This window comes from Sphingomonas sp. DMC6, assembly GCF_056314225.1.
The window spans coordinates 29458-48030 of sequence record NZ_JBQUYT010000007.1; the positions used below are offsets into that span (position 1 = coordinate 29458).

At 65.9% G+C, this 18573-nt stretch carries 19 protein-coding genes and 1 tRNA gene; 7 read left to right on the top strand and 13 right to left on the bottom strand.

What is annotated here, in order from left to right; genetic code table 11:
- Positions 1-27 precede the first annotated feature (27 nt).
- Complete coding sequence (locus ACT53M_RS15775) at positions 28-375, bottom strand: ArsC family reductase (RefSeq protein ID WP_476234569.1); 348 nt, start codon at positions 373-375, stop codon at positions 28-30.
- Between the two features lie 87 nt (positions 376-462).
- Between ACT53M_RS15775 and ACT53M_RS15780 the strand changes: the two genes are divergently transcribed.
- Complete coding sequence (locus ACT53M_RS15780; RefSeq protein ID WP_476234570.1) at positions 463-921, top strand: WapI family immunity protein; 459 nt, start codon at positions 463-465, stop codon at positions 919-921.
- A 108-nt stretch (positions 922-1029) separates the two neighbouring features.
- Here the strand turns inward: ACT53M_RS15780 and ACT53M_RS15785 are convergent, their stop codons facing one another.
- The 10 genes from ACT53M_RS15785 to ACT53M_RS15830 all read right to left on the bottom strand — a co-directional run bounded on the left by ACT53M_RS15785 (position 1030) and on the right by ACT53M_RS15830 (position 12956).
- Positions 1030-1443 carry a GNAT family acetyltransferase gene (locus ACT53M_RS15785; protein ID WP_476234571.1) on the bottom strand — a complete coding sequence of 138 codons (414 nt, stop codon included), beginning with the start codon at positions 1441-1443 and terminating at the stop codon, positions 1030-1032.
- A gap of 8 nt (positions 1444-1451) precedes the next feature.
- Positions 1452-2762: an MFS transporter gene (locus ACT53M_RS15790; RefSeq protein WP_476234573.1), complete on the bottom strand. Its 1311-nt coding sequence runs from the start codon at positions 2760-2762 to the stop codon at positions 1452-1454.
- 35 nt (positions 2763-2797) lie between these two features.
- Complete coding sequence (locus ACT53M_RS15795; RefSeq protein WP_476234574.1) at positions 2798-4936, bottom strand: acetate--CoA ligase family protein; 2139 nt, start codon at positions 4934-4936, stop codon at positions 2798-2800.
- Positions 4937-4953: 17 nt separating this feature from the next.
- Positions 4954-5790: a p-hydroxycinnamoyl CoA hydratase/lyase gene (locus tag ACT53M_RS15800; RefSeq protein ID WP_476234576.1), complete on the bottom strand. Its 837-nt coding sequence runs from the start codon at positions 5788-5790 to the stop codon at positions 4954-4956.
- A 51-nt stretch (positions 5791-5841) separates the two neighbouring features.
- Positions 5842-7293 (bottom strand): aldehyde dehydrogenase, encoded by a 1452-nt coding sequence (locus ACT53M_RS15805; RefSeq protein ID WP_476234577.1) that lies wholly within the window; start codon positions 7291-7293, stop codon positions 5842-5844.
- 83 nt (positions 7294-7376) lie between these two features.
- Positions 7377-7760, bottom strand: coding sequence for a VOC family protein (locus tag ACT53M_RS15810; RefSeq protein ID WP_476234579.1), 384 nt, complete (start codon positions 7758-7760; stop codon positions 7377-7379).
- Positions 7761-7775: 15 nt separating this feature from the next.
- Complete coding sequence (locus tag ACT53M_RS15815; RefSeq protein ID WP_476234580.1) at positions 7776-10523, bottom strand: [protein-PII] uridylyltransferase; 2748 nt, start codon at positions 10521-10523, stop codon at positions 7776-7778.
- Positions 10524-10778: 255 nt separating this feature from the next.
- The gene (grpE, locus tag ACT53M_RS15820) at positions 10779-11336 is read right to left on the bottom strand and encodes a nucleotide exchange factor GrpE (RefSeq protein ID WP_476234582.1); all 558 of its coding nucleotides are present in this window, start codon (positions 11334-11336) and stop codon (positions 10779-10781) included.
- 13 nt (positions 11337-11349) lie between these two features.
- The gene (gene hrcA, locus ACT53M_RS15825; RefSeq protein WP_476234584.1) at positions 11350-12393 is read right to left on the bottom strand and encodes a heat-inducible transcriptional repressor HrcA; all 1044 of its coding nucleotides are present in this window, start codon (positions 12391-12393) and stop codon (positions 11350-11352) included.
- 35 nt (positions 12394-12428) lie between these two features.
- Positions 12429-12956 (bottom strand): DUF6438 domain-containing protein, encoded by a 528-nt coding sequence (locus tag ACT53M_RS15830; RefSeq protein ID WP_476234586.1) that lies wholly within the window; start codon positions 12954-12956, stop codon positions 12429-12431.
- Positions 12957-13044: 88 nt separating this feature from the next.
- Here ACT53M_RS15830 and rph point away from each other — a divergent pair, with 88 nt between their 5' ends.
- From rph to ACT53M_RS15850, 4 genes are all read left to right on the top strand, one after another.
- The gene (gene rph / locus ACT53M_RS15835; protein ID WP_476234587.1) at positions 13045-13758 is read left to right on the top strand and encodes a ribonuclease PH; all 714 of its coding nucleotides are present in this window, start codon (positions 13045-13047) and stop codon (positions 13756-13758) included.
- Entirely contained in the window at positions 13755-14426 is a 672-nt protein-coding gene (gene rdgB, locus ACT53M_RS15840; protein WP_476234589.1) for an RdgB/HAM1 family non-canonical purine NTP pyrophosphatase, read from the top strand. The genes rph and rdgB overlap by 4 nt, the downstream gene beginning before the upstream one ends.
- A 118-nt stretch (positions 14427-14544) precedes the next feature.
- Complete coding sequence (locus ACT53M_RS15845; RefSeq protein ID WP_476234590.1) at positions 14545-15030, top strand: transcriptional regulator; 486 nt, start codon at positions 14545-14547, stop codon at positions 15028-15030.
- A gap of 319 nt (positions 15031-15349) precedes the next feature.
- Positions 15350-15550, top strand: coding sequence for a hypothetical protein (locus tag ACT53M_RS15850; RefSeq protein ID WP_476234592.1), 201 nt, complete (start codon positions 15350-15352; stop codon positions 15548-15550).
- 57 nt (positions 15551-15607) lie between these two features.
- Here the strand turns inward: ACT53M_RS15850 and ACT53M_RS15855 are convergent.
- Positions 15608-15694: transfer RNA gene (locus tag ACT53M_RS15855), tRNA-Tyr, on the bottom strand.
- A gap of 119 nt (positions 15695-15813) precedes the next feature.
- Between ACT53M_RS15855 and ACT53M_RS15860 the strand changes: the two genes are divergently transcribed.
- Both ACT53M_RS15860 and rlmB read left to right on the top strand, forming a co-directional pair.
- Entirely contained in the window at positions 15814-17424 is a 1611-nt protein-coding gene (locus ACT53M_RS15860; RefSeq protein WP_476234593.1) for a M20/M25/M40 family metallo-hydrolase, read from the top strand.
- On the top strand, positions 17424-18170 hold the full coding sequence (gene rlmB, locus ACT53M_RS15865; RefSeq protein WP_476234595.1) for a 23S rRNA (guanosine(2251)-2'-O)-methyltransferase RlmB: 747 nt from the start codon (positions 17424-17426) through the stop codon (positions 18168-18170). Before ACT53M_RS15860 ends, rlmB begins: the two co-directional genes overlap by 1 nt.
- Before the next feature lie 19 nt (positions 18171-18189).
- Here rlmB and ACT53M_RS15870 read toward each other — a convergent pair whose 3' ends face one another.
- On the bottom strand, positions 18190-18561 hold the full coding sequence (locus tag ACT53M_RS15870) for an Mth938-like domain-containing protein (protein WP_476234596.1): 372 nt from the start codon (positions 18559-18561) through the stop codon (positions 18190-18192).
- Between the last annotated feature and the right edge of the window lie 12 nt (positions 18562-18573).

The window sequence follows — 18573 nt, forward strand, 5'->3', positions numbered from 1 at the left end:
GGCCAGAAATCCGGCGTTTATCGGCAATCAGAGTAACCCGCGCGCATAGCGTTCCGGCGCGAATCCGACCAGAATGCCGCCCGGATATTCGAGCACGGGCCGCTTGATCATCGACGGCTGGGTAATCATCAACGCTGTGGCTTTTGCCGAATCCAGTCCTGCTTTTTCGGCATCGGGAAGCTTGCGAAATGTGGTGCCCGCACGATTGAGCAACACTTCCCAACCCTCGGCCTCGATCCACTGCGCCAGCCGCGCGGGGTCGACACCTTCCACCTTATAGTCGTGGAAGACATAGGCGATCGCATTGGCATCCAGCCAGGCGCGCGCCTTCTTCATCGTGTCGCAATTCTTGATGCCGTAGAGTGCTAGCGCCATTCCGATCTCCCTTGGTTCGTACCGAACTCAGTGATTTGCATCGCAGCCGGTGGCGCCCACTACGCCGCTTGGTCTATGCTGGACTGCATGACCAGCGAACCACGGGTACGCTTCGACGGCCCCTCCGGATCTCTCAGCCTCAGCGTTGAACGCTACCAATTCCCGGAAATCGTGGACGACGAGTGGGACTCGAACTGGCTGATCGTCGTTGGCGATGCAGAAGTTGATGGGAAGCGTTGGCGATTTCGCGACGCCTGTCTCACAACCTTCGAGGTGCGACATCTCGCTGATTGGCTCGACGCCGTAGCCGCCGGCCAAACTGAAAACACGTTCTGCGGTTTCACCGAACCTCACATCGACTTTGAGGTAGCGCCCAACGGCGTGATGCGGATTGCGCTTTCCCTTCAGGCAGCGCTGCCGGAAGCGGACCCGAATGCCGATCTTGGCGCAATCGGCTTCGAAGTTCCGATCGACCATCGGCTCTCCGCTGCCGCAAACGCATTGCGCCAAATCTTCAGGGATTATCCGGTCCGGGCGAGGGACTGAGACGAAACACCCCCTCATTTTCAATTACTCGCAGAGGCGGCGACTGCTTGTAATGAAAAACATTGCTCGCAATTCTTGATGGCGCAGAGTGCTGTCGTCATGCCTGCCCTAGTGCAGGAAATGGCCGAGCGTCACAACCGGCTGCGGCTCCAGCCCCAGCGCGTGATAGAAACCGATCGCCGCATCATTGCCTTCGCGGACCATCAGCTGCAGCTTGGGACAGCCCCGCGCGCGCAGCCAGGATTCGGCGGCCGCCATCAGCGCGCGGCCGTGGCCCTGCCCGCGCGCGGCCTCTGCCACCGCCAGATAATAGACCCAGCCGCGATGGCCGTCATCGCCCACCATCGCGCTGCCCAGCAGGGTGTCGCCATCGCGGCACAACAGCACCGCCGACTGCTCGCCTGCAACCGCGCGGAGGAAATCTGCCTCGGGGTCGTTCCACGGGCGGGTCAGCCCCGCCGCCTGCCATAGCGCGACCACCGCAGCACAATCTTCCGCCGACGCAGGCTCGATCCTGATCATGCCGCCGATTAGCGCGGGCGCGCCGGCATCCGCAATCCAAGCAGCGCAACCGCCGCCACTGCCGAGCCCAGCGCCATCACGAATGCCACCACCGGCAGCCCCAGATTCATCTGGAACAACAGCCCGGCAACGATCGGCCCCAGCGCCGCGCCGCCGCGCCCGACTCCGATCACAAAGCCCGTGCCGGCGCCGCGCGTCGCGGTTGGAAAGCTCTGCGCGATCAGCGAATACATGCCGACTACGCCGGCATTGGTGCACGATCCGGCGATGGCGGCGACGAGCGCCAGACCCGCCAGACCATGCTGGCCCTGCCCGAACAGCGTTACCGCGACCGTCGCCGCCGACAGTGCCGCCACCAGCAGCGGCCGCAACGGCACCCGCCAGCTCAGCGCGCTCAGCAGCAACGCCCCGCACAGCCCGCCGACATTGGCCCAGACCAGCACGCCACCCGCCTGCGAAGCGGGATAGCCCATGTCGACCACCAGCTTCGGAATCCATTTCAGGATGAAGTAGAAGGTCATGATGTGGCAGAAATAGGCGAGCGTCAGCAGCAGCGTGGTGCGCATCAGCCCCGGCGCGAACAGCGCTGCAAGCGGCAGCGACGGCACACCCTCCGCTCGATCGGGCAGGGCAGGCACAGGCGCCTGCCCCATGCGGGCGAGAATGCGGTTGGCGCGGGCCAGTGCGTCCCGTGGCTGGCGCTGCACCAGATAACGGATCGATTCGGGCAACAAGGCCCAGGTGAGCGGCAGGCACACCCCGGTCGCTATCGCGCCGAACAGAAACACATGGCGCCAGTCGCCCGACACCAGCAGCGCCGACGCGATCGACCCGCCGAGAATCGCGCCCACCGGATAGCCCGACGCCATCACGCCCACCGCCAGGCTGCGCGTGCGGGCATTGGCGAGTTCGGCCACCATCGCGTTGGTGCAGGCGAGCATCCCGCCGATGCCGAGGCCGGTGAACAGGCGAAAGGCAGACAGCATCACCACGTCGCGCGCTGTCACTGCCGCCAGCATCCCCGTCGCCATGATGACGAGGCAAAGCAAGATCGCCGGGCGCCGGCCGATCCGGTCGGCGAGCGCACCCAGCGCAACCGAGCCCAGCGCCATGCCGATCAGCTCCATCGACAGCACCAGCCCCAGCGCCGCGCGGTCGATATGCCATTCGGCGGCGATGCCGGGCGAAGCGAAGCTGATCGCCAGCACGTCGAACCCGTCGAGCGCGTTGAGCAGCACGCACAACAGGATCGCCAGTATCTGGACGCGGCTGAGCGGCGCCGTGTCCAGCCGTTTCAGCACGGCCGCCGATTCATTCATCCAACCTCTCCCTCGGGCGCTTCGCGCGCCTCGTGTCAGGCGCCCGCAGGCGCCGTCAGCATCAATGCATCCAGCGCCACCACGCCCTCGCCACGAGGATGGACGACCACCGGGTTCAGGTCCACCTCACGGATCGACGGTTCGGCAAGCAGCACCCGCGCCAGCCTGGCGATGAGTTCCGCCACGGCCGGCACGTCCAGCGCGGGCGCGCCGCGCCAGCCGCGCAGGATCGCCGCGCTCTTCAGCAGGTGCAGCTCGCGCTCGATTGCGTCGATGGTAAGGTCGCACGGCAGCAGCCGCACATCCTGCAGGATTTCGGCCGTGACACCGCCAAAGCCGGCCAGGATCACCGGCCCCCATTCCGGATCGCGCTTGGCACCGACGATCAGCTCGACGCCGCGCTTGCCCATGGCTTCCACCAGCACGCCGTCGAGCGTCAGGCCGGGGCGATAGGCGGCGACATCCGCGTGCATCTTGTCCCAGCCCGCGCGCACCGCCGCGTCGTCGGCAAGGTTCAGCACCACGCCGCCGGCATCGCTCTTGTGGCTGAGTTCGGCGGACTGCGCCTTGAGCACCACCGGATAGCCGATGGTCGCGGCAACCTGCACCGCCTCGTCCACCGTGCGGGCAAAGCCGCCCTTGGGAAACGGCAAGCCGAGTGGACCGAGCACTGCCTTGGCGCGATATTCGGGCACCACCCCGCCGAGCGGCAGGCCCTCACAGGCGAGCGGCGCAGCGTCAGCGCTGGTGAAGTCCCGCGCGGCATGGCGCGACAGCCGTGCAATGGCGCGGAACACGCGCTCGGTGGAGGCGAAGCACGGCACCCCCGCCGCGCGCAGCCGGGCGATGTTTTCGGCCCCCAGCGGCGCGCCTTCGTCCAGCCCGGTGAAGATCAGCGGCTTGGTGATCGGCGCTTCTTCCACCGCGCGCAGGATCGGCGGCAGCTTGATCGCGACGGTGGCCGGATCGGTGAGGATGATGCCGGCAACGACGCAGCCAAAACGATCGTCCGCCCCCAGCGCCTTGAGCAGCCGGTAATACATGTCGGGCTCGACCAGCCCCTGCGCGGTAATGTCGAGCGGATTGCTGACGCCGACAAAGTCCGGCATCGCCGCGCGCAAGGCGGGTGCGTTGACGTCATCCAGCGCCGGCAGCGCGACGCCCAGTTCCTCGCACAGATCGAGCGTCAGCGCCTTGAACGCGCCCGATTCGCCCAGCACCGCGGTGCCGCCGCCGGGCAGCGCCGGGCAGCGGGCGGCGATCTCGGTGATGTCGCCCAGTTCCTCCAGCGTTTCGGCGAACACCACGCCGGCACGCTCCACCATCACCCGCATCAACTGATAGTCGCCGGCCATCGCGCCGGTGTGCGTCGCAGCCGATTCGCGCGCGGCGCTGCTCTTGCCGGGGTGGAGCAGCACGACGAGCTTGCCCGCCGCCCGCGCCTTGCGCGCCGCCTCCAGGAAGCGCTGCGGCTTGCGGAACTGCTCGACGATCATCGCGATCACCTGCGTGTTGGGATCGGCCACGCAATAATCGACATAATCCTCGACGCCGCTCGCCGCCTCGTTGCCGGTCGATACCGACAGCGTCACCGGCAGGTCGCGGCTGAGCAGCATCGTCGCCAGTACGGCCGCCATCGCCCCGCTCTGCGAGACGATGCCCACGCCCGCGCCCGGGCCGCGCTCCGGCACCGTCGTCTCGACAAAGGTTAGCGGCACCCGCTCGACATAATTGACCAGGCCCAGACAGTTCGGCCCCTCGATCACCATCCCCGCCTCGGCGGCGATGCGGGCAATCTCGCGCTGGTCGGCCAGGCCCTGCTCGCCGCCTTCGGCGAAACCGGCCGAAAACACGATCGCCGCACCCACCTTGCGCGCGGCGAGGGCGCGGATCGTGTCCACCACCCCGGCGCGCGGAATGGCGAGAACTGCAGCATCCACCCCCTCCGGCAGCGCCTCTACCGACGGCAAACAGGGCCGGCCGCCGATCGTTTCGCGCTTCGGGTTGATCAGGTGGATGTCGCCGGCAAAGCCGTTGCGCTCGAGATTGGCGAGCACCGAGGCGCCGAGCGCCCCGGGCTTGTCCGAGGCGCCGACGATCACGACCGATTTCGGCCGCAACAGCCGGTCGAGCGCAAGGCCGGTCGCCGGCGGGGCGAGCGTATCGACGGTCATCGGTGCCGCTCCCTGGCTCAGGCGTTCTGCTTCGACTTGTCGTACGCGCCGAGGCCCGGCTTGTACGTCTTGTCGTCAATGAACTGCTTGATGCCTTCCTTGCGGCCTTCATTGTCGAAGCTGTTGGCCGCTTCCTGCGCGCGGATCAGATAATCCTCGGCATTGTCGTAGGTCATTTCGCGCACGCGGCGGATGGCGTCCTTCGTCGCCTTCAGCGCCACCGGGTTCTTCTGGAGCAGCACCTTGGCCACTTCCTCGACCCGTGCCTTCAGCCCGTCGAGCGGCACCGCTTCGTTGACCAGGCCCCATTCGGCGGCCTTTTTGCCGCTGACATTCTCGCCCATCATCGCGTGGTACATCGCGTTGCGAAAGCCGGTCAGCTCGGCGATCACCTTCGACGCGCCGCCGCCGGGCAGGATGCCCCAGTTGATTTCGGACAGGCCGAACTGCGCCTCTTCCGCCGCGAAGGCGAGGTCGCAGGCGAACAGCGGGCCATAGCCGCCGCCGAAGCACCAGCCATTGACCATCGCGATCGTCGGCTTGTGATACCAGCGCAGGCGGCGCCACCAGGTATAGGCCTCGCGCTGCGCCTTGCGGGTGGCGCCCAGGCCGATCTGTTCGTTCTCGCGGAAATATTCCTTCAGATCCATGCCCGCCGACCAGGCGGTGCCCTCGCCGCTCAGCACCAGCACGCCGACATCGTCGCGATATTCGAGCTCGTCGAGCACTTCCACCATCCGGCGGTTGAGGCGCGGCGACATGCAGTTGCGCTTGTCCGGGCGGTTGAAGCGCACCCAGGCGATGCCGTCGACGACGTCATAGGCGACAGTGGCGGTTTGGATCGGATCGGTCATTGCAATAACTCCTTGGGGAGCCGCACCCCCGGCGCGGCCAGGGTGTTCAGATCAGATGGGATAGTGGCCGGGCTGGGTTTCCAGCGTGATCCAGCGCAGTTCGGTGAAGCTCTCGATCCCCGCCTTGCCGCCGAACTTGCCATAGCCCGACGCCTTGACGCCGCCGAACGGCATCTGCGCTTCGTCATGCACCGTCGGCCCGTTGACGTGGCAGATGCCCGACTGGACCTGCCGCGCAACGCGCAGTCCGCGCGCGGCATCGCGGGTGAAGACCGAGGCGGACAGGCCATATTCGGTGTCGTTGGCAAGTTCGATCGCATGCGCTTCGTCGCGCGCGCGGATCACGCCGACCACCGGGCCGAAGCTTTCGTCGCGGAACAGCTTCATGTCGGGCCTCACCTTGTCGACGACATGGGCGGGCATCAGCACGCCGTGCGCCGCGCCGCCATTCACCAGCACCGCGCCCTGCGCGACGGCATCGTCGATCAGGCTTTGCACATGCGCCACGGTCCTGGTGTCGACCACCGCGCCAAGCGGGGTCTTGCCCTCGCGCGGATCGCCGACCGCCATGGTCGCCACCTTCGCCCGGAACTTCTCGACAAACGCATCGGCCACCGCATCGACGACGATGATCCGCTCGGTCGACATGCATATCTGACCCTGATTCATGAAGGCGCCGAATGCGGCGGCCTTCACCGCCTCGTCGAGATCGGCATCGTCGAGCACGATGAGCGGCGCCTTGCCGCCGAGTTCGAGCACCACCGGCTTGAGGTTCTGGGCGCACCGCACCGCGATGATCCGGCCCACCCCGGTCGAGCCGGTGAAGTTCACCCGGCGCACCGCTGGCGCGTCGATCATCGCGCCGACGACTTCGCCGGCATCTTCCGGCGCATTGGTGATCAGGTTGACGATGCCGCCACCGAAGCCGGCCTCTACGAACGCCTCGACGATCAGTGCGTGGGTGCGCGGGCATTGCTCGCTGGCCTTGAGCACGACGGTGTTGCCGCAGGCGAGCGGTACCGCAATGGCGCGGGTCGCGAGGATGATCGGCGCATTCCACGGCGCCATGGAGAGCACCACGCCCGCCGGCTCGCGCACCGCCATCGCGATGCAGCCCGGCTTGTCGGACGGGATCACTTCGCCGCTGATCTGGGTGGTGAGACCGGCAGCCTCGCGGATCATCGACGCGGCGAGCATCAGGTTGAAGCGCGCCCAGCCCTCGGTCGCGCCGATCTCCGCCATCATCGCTTCGACGAAATCGCCGGCGCGCGCTTCCATCGCAGCGGCCGCCTTGGTCAGCAGCGCGCGGCGGGCATTGGGGCCTTGGGCGGCCCAGCCGGGGAAGGCGGCCTGCGCGGCGGCGACGGCCGCCTGCGCATCTTCGACACTGGCCGCCGCCGCATGAGTCGCGACTTCGCCAGTTACGGGATTACGCCGTTCGAACTGGCGTGCAGCGGAGCGCGTCTCACCTCCGATGCGCAGCGGAACTTTGCTTGCAGACATGACCTCTCCCGTCTTGCCGGTTATTGCTATGCATCATAGCATTTACCGCCAGACTGACAAGAGGCCCTGCACGCCCGATTCGATCAATCGACCGGCGGCTCCCACAATTCGATCGGATTGCCTTCCGGATCGTGGATGCGGGCGAAACGGCCGGTTTCCGGCGAATCCCACTCGGCCCGCGTCTCGATTTCGATGTCGGCGGCGCGCAAGGTTTCGATCAAGCCGTCCAGATCGCTCACCCGCAGGTTCAGCATCACCGCCTTGTCGCGCGCGTAATAGTCGCTGTCTGCCTTGAACGGCTGAAAGACGATGCCACCCGGCTCCGGGTGCCAGAACCATGGGCTCGATTCGCCTTGCGCATCGACACCGCAGCCGCCGCCCACGCCCAGCATGTCGCGATACCAGGCCTTCAGAGCCTCAGGGTCCTGCGCGCGAAAGAAATAACCGCCCAATCCGACAACCGGCATGGCAATCCCCCTTGGTCAGGCGGCCTGTGCGATGTCATCCCCCGTCGCGGCTTCCAGCAGCCGCCGCTCGATCGTCTTCAACCGCGACGCGGAATTGATCTTATCGCCAATCAAATCGGTAAGATAGAAGGTATCGACGGCGCGTTCGCCATAGGTCGCGACATGCGCCGAATGGATCGTCACCTTCGACTGGAACAGCGCGTGCGCCAGACTGTAGAGCAGCGCCGGCCGGTCGCGCGCATTCACTTCGATGACGGTGAAGCGGTTCGACGCCTTGTTGTCGATGAACACATTCGCCTCGACCGAAAAGGCATCGGCCCGCGGCCGCACCGGCGCCTTGGTCTTCAGCCGTTCGGAAAGCCGCGCGCGGTTCGCCAGTGCATCGGCAATCCCCGTCTTCAGCCGGTTCAGCCGCGCTTCTTCGTCGAACGGCTGGCCGAACGGATCCTGGACCAGGAAATTGTCGAGCGCCATGCCGTCGCGCGTGGTGTGAATCCGCGCGTCGATGATGTTACCACCGGCGACATGGATCGCCCCGGCGATGCGATAGAACAGGCCGGGATGGTCGGCGGCATAGACCGTTACCAGCGTCGCCCCGCGATCGGGATAGACCTGCGCCTCGACATGCAGCCTGGCGTCACGCGCGACGTCGATCATCCGGGCGTTGCGCTCCAGCACGTCGATCGGCTCGGCGATCCAGTAGCTTTCGGTCAGCCGCCGCTTGAGTGAAGCCATGCGCGGCGCACCCCACCCGAGGATATTGGCCAGCTCTTCCTGCTTGGCGGCGATCCGTTCCGCCCGCCCCTTCTGCTTGTGGCCGAGCCGCAGCACTTCCTCGGCCGCCTCATAGAGATTGGCGAGCAGCTGGCGTTTCCAGCCGTTCCATACCCCCGGCCCCACCGCGCGAATGTCGACGATGGTTAGCACCAGCAGCATCCGCAACCGCTCGGCGCTCTGCACCTGGTCGGTGAAATCGAGGATCGTCTTGAAGTCGGCCAGATCGCGCTTGAACGCAGTCGCCGACATCAGCAGGTGCCAGCGAACCAGCCAGGCGACCATTTCCGTTTCGCCCGGCGTCAGGCCCAGCCGGGGGCAGAGCCGCTCGGCCACCTCGGCACCCAGCACCGAATGGTCGCCGCCCCGCCCCTTGGCGATGTCGTGCAGCAGCACCGCGACGTAGAGCGCCCGGCGCGATGCGACATGTTCCAATATGCCGCTCGCCAGCGGATGATCTTCCTTCAGTTCGCCCTTCTCGATCCGGCTGAGCAGCCCGATCGCGCGGATCGAATGTTCGTCCACCGTATAATGGTGGTACATATCGAACTGCATCTGCGCGACGACGCGGCCGAAATCGGGCACAAAACGCCCGAACACGCCCGCCTCATTCATCCAGCGCAGCACCGTTTCGGGGTCGCGGCGCGAGGTCAGCACGTCGAGGAACAGCGCGTTGGCGCGCTGATCCTGACGGACATCGTCCACCAGCTTGGCGTCGCGTGCGGCGGCACGCATCGCCAGCGGGTGAATTTCCAGCTCATGCTGGTCGGCAAGCTGGAACAGCTCGATCAGCCGCACCGGATCGTCGTGAAAGAAATCGTCGCGGGGCAACGCCAGCCGGCCGCGATCGAGCACGAAACCCTTCAGCTTGCGCCGGCCGCGCCATAGCGCCGGAAACCCGAACCGCCGCCCCCGCGCGGCGAATTTCTCGTCAAGATGGGCCAGGAAGACGCCCGTGAGGTCGCCCACCACTTTCGCCTGCAGGAAATAATAGCGCATGAAGCGCTCGACCTTCGACATGCCGGGCCGGTCGGCGAAGCGCATCCGCTCGGCAATTTCGCGCTGGACGTCGAAGGTCAGCCGGTCCTCGGGCCGTTTCGCGATCAGGTGCAGGTGGCAGCGTACCGCCCACAGGAAATTCTCGGCGCGGCGGAACTGGCGATATTCGGCCGGCGTCAGCAACCCCGCTCCGACCAGCTCGGCCGGTTCGCCGACATTATAGGCGAACTTGCCGATCCAGAAGAGCGTGTGGAGGTCGCGCAGGCCGCCCTTGCCTTCCTTCACATTGGGTTCGACGACATAGCGGCTGTCGCCCATCTTCTTGTGGCGGGCATTGCGTTCGTCGAGCTTGGCGGAGATGAAGCCACGCGCCGAATCCTGCTGTACTTCGGCCTTGAAGCGACGCGCCGCCTCTTCATACAGGTCGGTATCGCCCCAAACGTAGCGCGCCTCGAGCAGCGCCGTGCAGATCGTCACGTCCGATTTCGCCTGGCGCACCATCTCGTCTAGCGAACGCGACGAATGCCCCACTTTCAGCCGCATGTCCCACAGCGAATAGAGCATCGATTCGATCACCTGCTCGCTCCAGCCGGTGACCTTCCAGGGCGTGAGAAAGCCGATGTCGATGTCCGACTGCGGCGCCATTTCGCCGCGCCCATAGCCTCCCACCGCAATCAGCGTCATCCGCTCGGCGGCCGTGGGATTGGGGTTGGGATGCAGCCGCTCGACCGTGAAGTCCCAGAGCAGCCGCAAGATCTGGTCGATCAGGAACGCGCCCGCCGCCGCAGCTTCCAGCCCCCGCGAGGGATGTTCGGCCAGCCGCCGCGCGATTTCCGCCTGGCCGGCATCGAGTGCCGCCTTCAGCTCGGCCGTCGCCGCCCCGCGCAACCGCGCCGCATCCGGCGCCTCGATGGCGGCAAGCCGCTCGGCAACGGCCCGGCGGTCGATCAGGGCACGCCGATTGGGAACGGAGTCAAAGCGGGACGACATGATCCCCAGATAGGAAGATTTTGGGGAAAGGTCACCCGGCGACGTAGCGCCTGGGCGACGAGCAGCAAAGAGACGCCGATGGCATCGCTTATCGTCGTTAAAGGTGCTCCCCTCCCTGCTCGCAGGGAGGGGCCGGGGGTGGGTCCGCCGCCGCCCGGCGGCGGGACAAGGGTCAAGCGGAGGGATGGAGTCTTTTGTAGCGCGCCGACGCGCGCACCCACCCCTTGCCCCTCCCTTTCAGGGAGGGGAAGTACGTTACTCCGGCTTCTTCGCCACGGCGACCAGTGCGGGGCGGAGCAGGCGGTCCTTGATCATATAACCCGCCTGGATTTCCTGCACGACGGTGCCGGGCTCCTTGTCGGCAACCGGCATTTCCATCATCGCCTGGTGCTTGTTCGGGTCGAGCGTTTCGCCCAGCGCGACGATCTTCGAAATGCCGTGACGGCCGAACACCGATTCCAGCTCCCGGCCGGTTGCTTCCAGGCCAGTCACCAGCCCCTTCAGCTTGTCGTCCTCGCGCAACTCGGCAGGAATCGCCTGCAACGCGCGCGACAGATTATCCGACACCGAGAGGATGTCACGGGCAAAGCCGGTCGCGGCATAGGTGCGCGCGTCGGCCACTTCCTTTTCGGTGCGGCGACGCAAATTCTGCATCTCCGCCTGCAGGTACAGATGCGCCTGCTTGGCCTCGGCGAGCTGCGCCTCCAGCGTGCTCACCTGGTCCGGTTCCGCTCCCTCAGCCTGGGGCTGGGCGGTTTCCACAGCCTGTGCTTCGGTGGCTTCGGTCGTCTTGCTTTCGGTTTCTTCTGACATGGTTCCCTGTTCTTCAGGCCAGCAAACGGGCCAATGTGGCCGCCGTGAAATCCACCATGGGTACGACGCGCGCATAGTTCAACCGCGTAGGGCCGATCACGCCGACCACCCCCACCACGCGCCCGTCGAGCGCGCGCACCGGCTTGGCGATCACCGATGAGCCCGACAGGGCGAACAGCTTGTTCTCCGATCCGATAAAGATGCGGGTCGCCTCGCCCTCGCGTGCGCTGTCGAGCAGGCGCGCGATTTCCTCCTTGCCTTCCAGTTCGTCAAGCAATTGCCGTACACGATCGAGATCCTCGGCCGCAGTGGCATCGAGCAGCCGTGCCTGACCGCGCACGATCAGCACCGGCCGGCGGCCGCCATCCTCGCTCCAGACCGCCAGCCCGCGTTCGACCAGATCGGCGGCAGCGGCATCCAGTGCCGCCTGATGCTGGCGTAGTTCGCGCTCGACATGGCGGCGTGCCTCGGCAAGCGTCAGGCCGGCCAGGGTCGCGCTCATATAATTGGCGGCGCGCTGCAGCGACAGGGGATCCAGCCCGCCGGGCAACTCGACCACGCGGTTCTCGACCGAACCATCCTCGCCCACCAGCACCGCCAGCGCGCGGTCCCGGCTTAGCGGCACGAAGCCGAACTGGCGCAGCACCGTCTCTGCCTTGGGGACCAGCACCAGCCCGGCACAGGCCGAAAGGCCGGACAGCGCGGCGGTAGTGTTGGCGATCGCGTCCTCCACCGGCCCGCCGGTGCCGGCCCGCGATTCGATCGCAGCCCGTTCCTCGGCCGATGGCTCGTTCGCCTGCATCATCCCGTCGACGAACAGGCGCAGCCCAGATTCGGTTGGCATCCGTCCGGCGCTGGTGTGCGGCGCGGCGAGCAGGCCCAGCTCCTCCAGATCCTGCATCACATTGCGGATCGAGGCAGGCGACAGGTTGAGCGCCGAAATCCGCGAAATGGTGCGCGAGCCGACCGGCGCGCCATTGTCCAGATACGACTCCACGACGATCCGGAACACGTCGCGGGCGCGGTCGGTCAGCTCGTGGATCGGCGAGGTGATCATGATGGCATGTATCTAGGCAGCGCAGCCCGGCGGGTTCAAGGCCGCGCGCCGACCATGTCCTGGATGGGCAAGACCTCCGGCGCGTTCCCCAGCGCGCTCGCCATCGCGCGCAGCCGTTCACGATCGCAGCCGAAATAGAAGTAAAGATGCTGCCCCGCCCCACCGCCGCGCATCCACTGCACCTCGACGCTGGGCATGTCGGTGGTGATGGTCCGACATGCCGGCTCGCCCGGCACATATCGGATCGTGCCGTTAACCGGACGATAAGGCGCCAGCCGCGCGGCGAAGGCAGCAACTTGTGCCGGGCTGGCGCGAAAACTGCGCGTGCCGGTGACGGAGGTGAAGCGCTTGCCCTCAAACAGGCCGCTGCCGTCCGGGTTCACGGTCACGGCATAAACCGGACAGCGGCCATAGCAGGGGCCGGTTTCGTACCGGATAGCCTCTGCCCCGGCCGAAGGCCCCGCCGGCACCGGTGCAGACACGGTCCCCTGCGGCGGATGACCGGGCGGAATACATCCCCCCAGCACCAGACCCAACGCTGCGAACCGCCACTTCCCCCGCATCCACTTGCTCCTTCGTCCGTCGCACGAGACTGGCGAAACGCGCCTATGCCGTCTAGGTGCCCGGTTTGACCTTGCAGGAGAATATCGTATGCGCCCATCCGGCCGCGCCCCCGACGAAATGCGGGACATCACGATCACGCCGAACTTCACCCGCCATGCCGAAGGTTCGGTGCTCATCGGCTTCGGCGACACCCGCGTGCTCGTCACCGCCAGCGTCGAAGAGCGGGTGCCGCCGTTCCTGCGCGGCAAGGGCGAAGGCTGGGTCACCGCCGAATATGGCATGCTGCCCCGTGCCACCCATACCCGCGGCCAGCGCGAAGCGGCCAAGGGCAAGCAATCGGGCCGCACCCAGGAAATCCAGCGACTGATCGGTCGCTCGCTGCGCGCCGTGACCGACCTGAAGCTGCTCGGTGAACGCCAGATCACCCTCGACTGCGACGTGATCCAGGCCGATGGCGGTACCCGTACTGCCGCCATTTCGGGTGCATGGGTTGCGCTGCGCATGGCAGTGAACAAGCTGCTGGCCGACGGGGCGATCACCGAAGATCCGATCACGACGCAGGTCGCGGCGGTCAGCTGCGGCATCTATCAGGGCACGCCGGTGCTCGACCTCGATTATCTCGAGGATTCGTCGGCCGATGCCGACGCCAATTTCGTGCTGCTCGCCAATGGCAACATTGCCGAGGCGCAGGCGACCGCCGAAGGTGCGACTTATGACGAGGAAGGGCTGCTCCGCCTGCTCCGCCTTGCGCGCATCGGCTGCAACCGCATCTTCGACGCGCAGTTGAAGGCGCTGGCATGAACGAAGACGAAGCAGCACCCCAGGCGATCCGCAAACTCGGTCCCGGCCGGCTGGTGATTGCCAGCCACAACCAGGGCAAGGTTCGCGAAATCCGCGATCTGCTCGGTCCCTATGGGATCGAGCCGGTCTCCGCGGCCGAGCTGGACCTTCCGGAACCGGAGGAGACCGGCACCAGCTTCGTCGCCAATGCGGAGCTGAAGGCACTGCAGGCGGCAGACCTTTCGGGCCTGCCGGCACTGGCGGACGATTCGGGGCTCTGCGTCGAGGCGCTGGGGAATGCGCCGGGCATTTATTCGGCGCGCTGGGGGCTAGCTGCCCCAGGTATTGCCGGGCTGGAGCCGGTGGAGCCCTTCGAAGGTCGCGACTTCGCGCTGGCGATGCGGCGGGTACAGGCGCAACTGGAAGCGCTCCCCCCCGACACCAGCCGCGCCGCGCATTTCGTCTGCGCGCTCGCGCTCGCCTGGCCCGACGGCCATGTCGAGTGGTTCGAGGGTCGTGTCGACGGGACGCTGATCTGGCCGCCCCGCGGCGACCGGGGTTTCGGCTATGATCCGATGTTCGTACCGCTCGGCCATGCAGAGAGCTTCGGAGAAATGGACCCCGCCGCAAAACATGCGATGAGCCACCGGGCAGACGCATTCCGGCAATTGGTTGCTGCGGTACTATAACAAGTCGCTGCCTGTAGCGAGTGCGCCATGACTTAATGGGTTTAGACCTCGATAAGCATGGCTATGTCTTGATTGGTGCGACGGCGCTGCCCTAGCGTAACCGGAGATGGAGAAACAATTGCGAGGCACCCGCCCGGATCTTCTTGACGAATTCGACGCGCGGCTGACCGACATCAAGCGGCTGTTTGCCGAAGCGGCAGGCGCATCCGAAGATCGTACAGCGGCGCCCGCGCCCCGTACGGCGACCGGGGCGACCCGGCTCGACATGGCAAAGCTGATCCTGTGGATGCGCGGCATGCTCGATTCAGAATTCGATTCGGACCTGTTCGCCAACCCGGCGCTGAACATCCTGATTTCGCTGTATGTCGGCCGGGCCGAACGGCGCAGCATATCGACATCCAATGCGTGCGCCGCATCCGGAGTGCCGACCACCACGGCGCTGCGCTGGATCAACGCGCTGGCGCGCCGCAATATGATTGTGCGGCGCAGCGCCCCTTCCGACAAACGCTATACCTTTCTGGAACTGAGCGACGATTGCGCGCGCCAGCTCGACCATCTCCTGCAACTTATACTGGATCGTTTTGCGGCATTGCAGGCAGGTTGATCTGATATTTGCCGCATAACCGCTCCAGCGAGAGAGACAGATACGCGGCCTCCGTATCTTCCCCGGCTCGATCCAGTGACATGATCGCCTCCACAAGGTGTCGACAGACCGCGTCGATCCCTTCCCCTTCGACCTTCATTCGTAAATCACCTGCCCATGAATATATCCGTATTGGATTATTTTCGCGGGGTTGAACAGGTAAGGAATGTCCGCAAGGCGGGAGCTTGCCCCCGGAATGGACCAATTTTAATGAATTCGGCGTTGCGGATATATATCCATTATGGATATGTAATAACCTCTATAACACCGGGTATCGCCCTTGCCGCCGCTCACCACGCTCCTGGAACGCGCTGAAGCCGTCTATCTCACGCACGGCAAAGCAAGCCCGGCCTTCCTGCTGGATCAGATTGAACGTTCTATCCGGGCAGGCGCGGAATTAGGCTATATTCGCGAACTGGATCATCTGCTGCAGCTCGTCGAATATCGCGAGCGCGTGACGGCAAAGCTTGCCCACGCCTGAAAGGCCCGGCCGATAGATTTGCAACGCTGCTTGAGGAAAGATCGCTCGCAGCGGCGGTGGTGGATAGGGATGGATTCGAACCACCGTAGGGCGAAGCCCGGCAGATTTACAGTCTGCTGCCTTTAACCACTCGGCCACCTATCCAGGCAACCGCCGCTTGCGAGCGAGGGCGTGCCATTGCCGAAGCAAATCGCCCCTGTCAACGCCTTGCGCAGCATCTTCTGCACGCATAGCGTCCCGCGCTGAAAATAAAGGGGACATTCATGCGCCGAACGTCGATTGCCATTGCCGCTGCGCTGCTCGCATCCGCACCGATTGCTGCACAGACGATCCAGACCGGCCCGACTGACCGGATCATCGACCAGGGCACGAATCACTCCGAAGTGATGCGCATCGCCCAATATCTGACCGATGTGATCGGCGGCCGGCTCACCAATTCGCCGGCCATGCGCAAGGCCGAGGACTGGACCCAGGCGAAGTTCCGCGAATGGGGCCTGGTGAATGTCCATAAGGAAGGTTTTGAATTCGGTCGCGGCTGGACCAACGACCGGCTGATCGTGCGCATGGTGACGCCGCGGTCGTTGCAGCTCGTGGCAGCCCCGCTCGCCTGGACGCCCGGCACCAGCGGGCCGGTGAGCGGCGAAGTCGTGCTCGCCCAGATTCCCGACGAAGCCGCGTTCGCCCAGTATAAGGGCAAGCTGCGCGGCAAGATCGTGCTGGTCTCCGAACCGCGCGAGATGGAAGACCATGTCGAGGCGCCGTTCAAGCGCCTGTCCAGCGAAGACCTCGCCAAGGAAGACAAATATGAGCTGCCGAACGGCCGTGGCGGCCGCCCCTTCAATCCTGCGCGCTATATGTTCGCGGCCAAGCGCGATGCCTTTCTGAAGGAAGAAGGAGCAATCGCCATCGCCACCATGTCGGGCCGCGACGGCAAGCTGGTCCATGGCCAGAACAGCCAGTATCAGGTCGGCCAGACGCCGGCCCTGCCGGGCGTGGAAATCGCCGCCGAAGATTATCGCCGCCTCGCTCGGCTAGCCAAGATGGGCGCGCACCCGACGCTGGAGATTGACGCGGTCAATCGCTTCGACGACAGCGACACCAAGGCCTATAACGTTCTTGCCGACTTGCCCGGCACCGATCCGAAGGCGGGCTATGTGATGGCCGGCGCGCATCTCGACAGCTGGGCGATGGGCGACGGCGCCGCCGACAACGGCGCCGGCAGCGCGATGGTGATGGAGGCCGCGCGGATCATCAAGGCATCCGGCATCAAGACGAAGCGGACGATCCGCTTTGCGCTTTGGGCGGGCGAGGAACAGGGCCTGCTGGGCTCGATGGCCTATGTCGAGAACCATGTCGCCAGCCGGCCGGTGGAAAAAGGCGCGTCGGGCATCGTCCGTTACGCCACCTGGAGCCGCGGTTTCCCGATCACGCCGGGCGCGGACTATGGCAAGCTGGCGGCCTATTTCAACATCGACAATGGCTCGGGCAAGCTGCGCGGCATCTATGCGCAGGGCAACACCGCCGTGATGCCGATCTTCGAGAAATGGTTCGAGCCGTTCCACGCGATGGGCGCCACCACCGTGGCCGCAGGGCGCACCGGCAGCACCGACCATGTGTTCTTCGACGCGGTCGGCATCCCTGCCTTCCAGTTCATCCAGGACCCGCTCGATTATGAATCGTCGGTCCACCACACAGACGTCGACACGTACGACCATCTGCGCGCCGACGACATGCGCCAGGGTGCGATCATTCTCGCTGCATTTCTGGTGAATGCGGCAAATGCCGATCAGCCGCTGCCCCGCATGCCACTGGCGACGCAGCCGACCCCCGCAGATCAATTCTACCCCTTTGCCGGTGCAGAGGGCGCGCACTGATGAAGCGTCGCGGGCATCGCCCCAGCCAGGCACCGTCGTCGCGGCCGCGTTTCTATGGCCGCCACGCGGTGCTGGCCGCCCTTGCCAACCCCGAACGCACCGTGCGCAAGATCTGGGGCACGCGCGAGGCACTGTCGGCGCTCGATCTGCCGCCGGTGATTCCTATCACCTATGCCGAAGCCGCTGATCTCGCCCGGCTGGTACCGTCTGATGCCCCGCATCAGGGATTGGTGGCGGAAGTCGATCCGCTGGAGGAAATCTGGCTGGGCGACCTGCTGGAAAGCGGCGCGGGCGACAAAAGGCCGTTGCTGGTGCTCGATCAGGTAACCGATCCGCACAATGTCGGCGCGATCCTGCGCTCGGCGGCGGCATTCGATGCGCTCGGCATCGTCACGCAAGACCGCCATGCGCCGCCCGAAACCGGCGCGCTGGCGCGATCGGCGGCGGGCACGCTGGAAGTGGTGCCCTGGGTGCGCGTGGTGAACCTGTCGCGCGCGCTCGACGAGATCGCCGAGGCGGGCTTCTGGCGGGTCGGGCTGACCGGCCATGCCAAGGGCATGCTGCACGAAGTGATGGGCGACGCCCGCATCGCACTGGTCCTGGGTGCCGAGGGCGAGGGCATGCGCCAGAATACCGAGGCGCATTGCGACGAGCTCGCCCGCCTGCCGATTTCGCCGAAGGTCGAAAGTCTCAACGTGTCGAACGCGGCGGCGATTGCGCTCTATGCCGTGACGACGCGGGGGTAACACACCCCCGCAAGCCGGATCAGCCGAGCGGGTAGAGCGCCCCCGCAACCCAGCGCAGCTCCGCCCGCAGCACGCCCCAGGCGCGCGCGGCGGCGCGGCTGTCCATTGCCTCCACGCCGATGCCGCGCGCCTCCAGCGCCTTCACCAGCGCCAGCGACGGCCGCACCAGCGTCGCGCCGGTGCCGAGCAGCAGGAACTCCGGCTGCGGATCGATCGCCAGCGCGGGCGCCAGATCGACCTCGGTCAGCTCGGCAATGGGCGGCGGCGCCCAGCCATCGGCGCGCTGTGGCGTGATCAGCAGCCCTTCATAGACATTTTCATCCACGCGGAATCCGCGCCCCGAAAAGCCGGAGATCAACGGCCCTTCGGCGCTACGCCGTTCGATCTTCATCGCGGCACCTCC

Excerpts from the sequence above, each read along its gene's own strand:
- ACT53M_RS15785 (WP_476234571.1), bottom strand. The coding sequence starts at position 1,443 with ATGATCAGGATCGAGCCTGCGTCGGCGGAAGATTGTGCTGCGGTGGTC.
- ACT53M_RS15780 (WP_476234570.1), top strand. The coding sequence starts at position 463 with ATGACCAGCGAACCACGGGTACGCTTCGACGGCCCCTCCGGATCTCTC.
- ACT53M_RS15815 (WP_476234580.1), bottom strand. The coding sequence starts at position 10,523 with ATGTCGTCCCGCTTTGACTCCGTTCCCAATCGGCGTGCCCTGATCGAC.
- ACT53M_RS15860 (WP_476234593.1), top strand. The coding sequence starts at position 15,814 with ATGCGCCGAACGTCGATTGCCATTGCCGCTGCGCTGCTCGCATCCGCA.
- grpE (WP_476234582.1), bottom strand. The coding sequence starts at position 11,336 with ATGTCAGAAGAAACCGAAAGCAAGACGACCGAAGCCACCGAAGCACAG.
- ACT53M_RS15795 (WP_476234574.1), bottom strand. The coding sequence starts at position 4,936 with ATGACCGTCGATACGCTCGCCCCGCCGGCGACCGGCCTTGCGCTCGAC.
- ACT53M_RS15805 (WP_476234577.1), bottom strand. The coding sequence starts at position 7,293 with ATGTCTGCAAGCAAAGTTCCGCTGCGCATCGGAGGTGAGACGCGCTCC.
- rdgB (WP_476234589.1), top strand. The coding sequence starts at position 13,755 with ATGAACGAAGACGAAGCAGCACCCCAGGCGATCCGCAAACTCGGTCCC.
- ACT53M_RS15800 (WP_476234576.1), bottom strand. The coding sequence starts at position 5,790 with ATGACCGATCCGATCCAAACCGCCACTGTCGCCTATGACGTCGTCGAC.
- rph (WP_476234587.1), top strand. The coding sequence starts at position 13,045 with ATGCGCCCATCCGGCCGCGCCCCCGACGAAATGCGGGACATCACGATC.
- ACT53M_RS15810 (WP_476234579.1), bottom strand. The coding sequence starts at position 7,760 with ATGCCGGTTGTCGGATTGGGCGGTTATTTCTTTCGCGCGCAGGACCCT.
- ACT53M_RS15790 (WP_476234573.1), bottom strand. The coding sequence starts at position 2,762 with ATGAATGAATCGGCGGCCGTGCTGAAACGGCTGGACACGGCGCCGCTC.
- ACT53M_RS15830 (WP_476234586.1), bottom strand. The coding sequence starts at position 12,956 with ATGCGGGGGAAGTGGCGGTTCGCAGCGTTGGGTCTGGTGCTGGGGGGA.
- ACT53M_RS15775 (WP_476234569.1), bottom strand. The coding sequence starts at position 375 with ATGGCGCTAGCACTCTACGGCATCAAGAATTGCGACACGATGAAGAAG.
- hrcA (WP_476234584.1), bottom strand. The coding sequence starts at position 12,393 with ATGATCACCTCGCCGATCCACGAGCTGACCGACCGCGCCCGCGACGTG.
- rlmB (WP_476234595.1), top strand. The coding sequence starts at position 17,424 with ATGAAGCGTCGCGGGCATCGCCCCAGCCAGGCACCGTCGTCGCGGCCG.
- ACT53M_RS15870 (WP_476234596.1), bottom strand. The coding sequence starts at position 18,561 with ATGAAGATCGAACGGCGTAGCGCCGAAGGGCCGTTGATCTCCGGCTTT.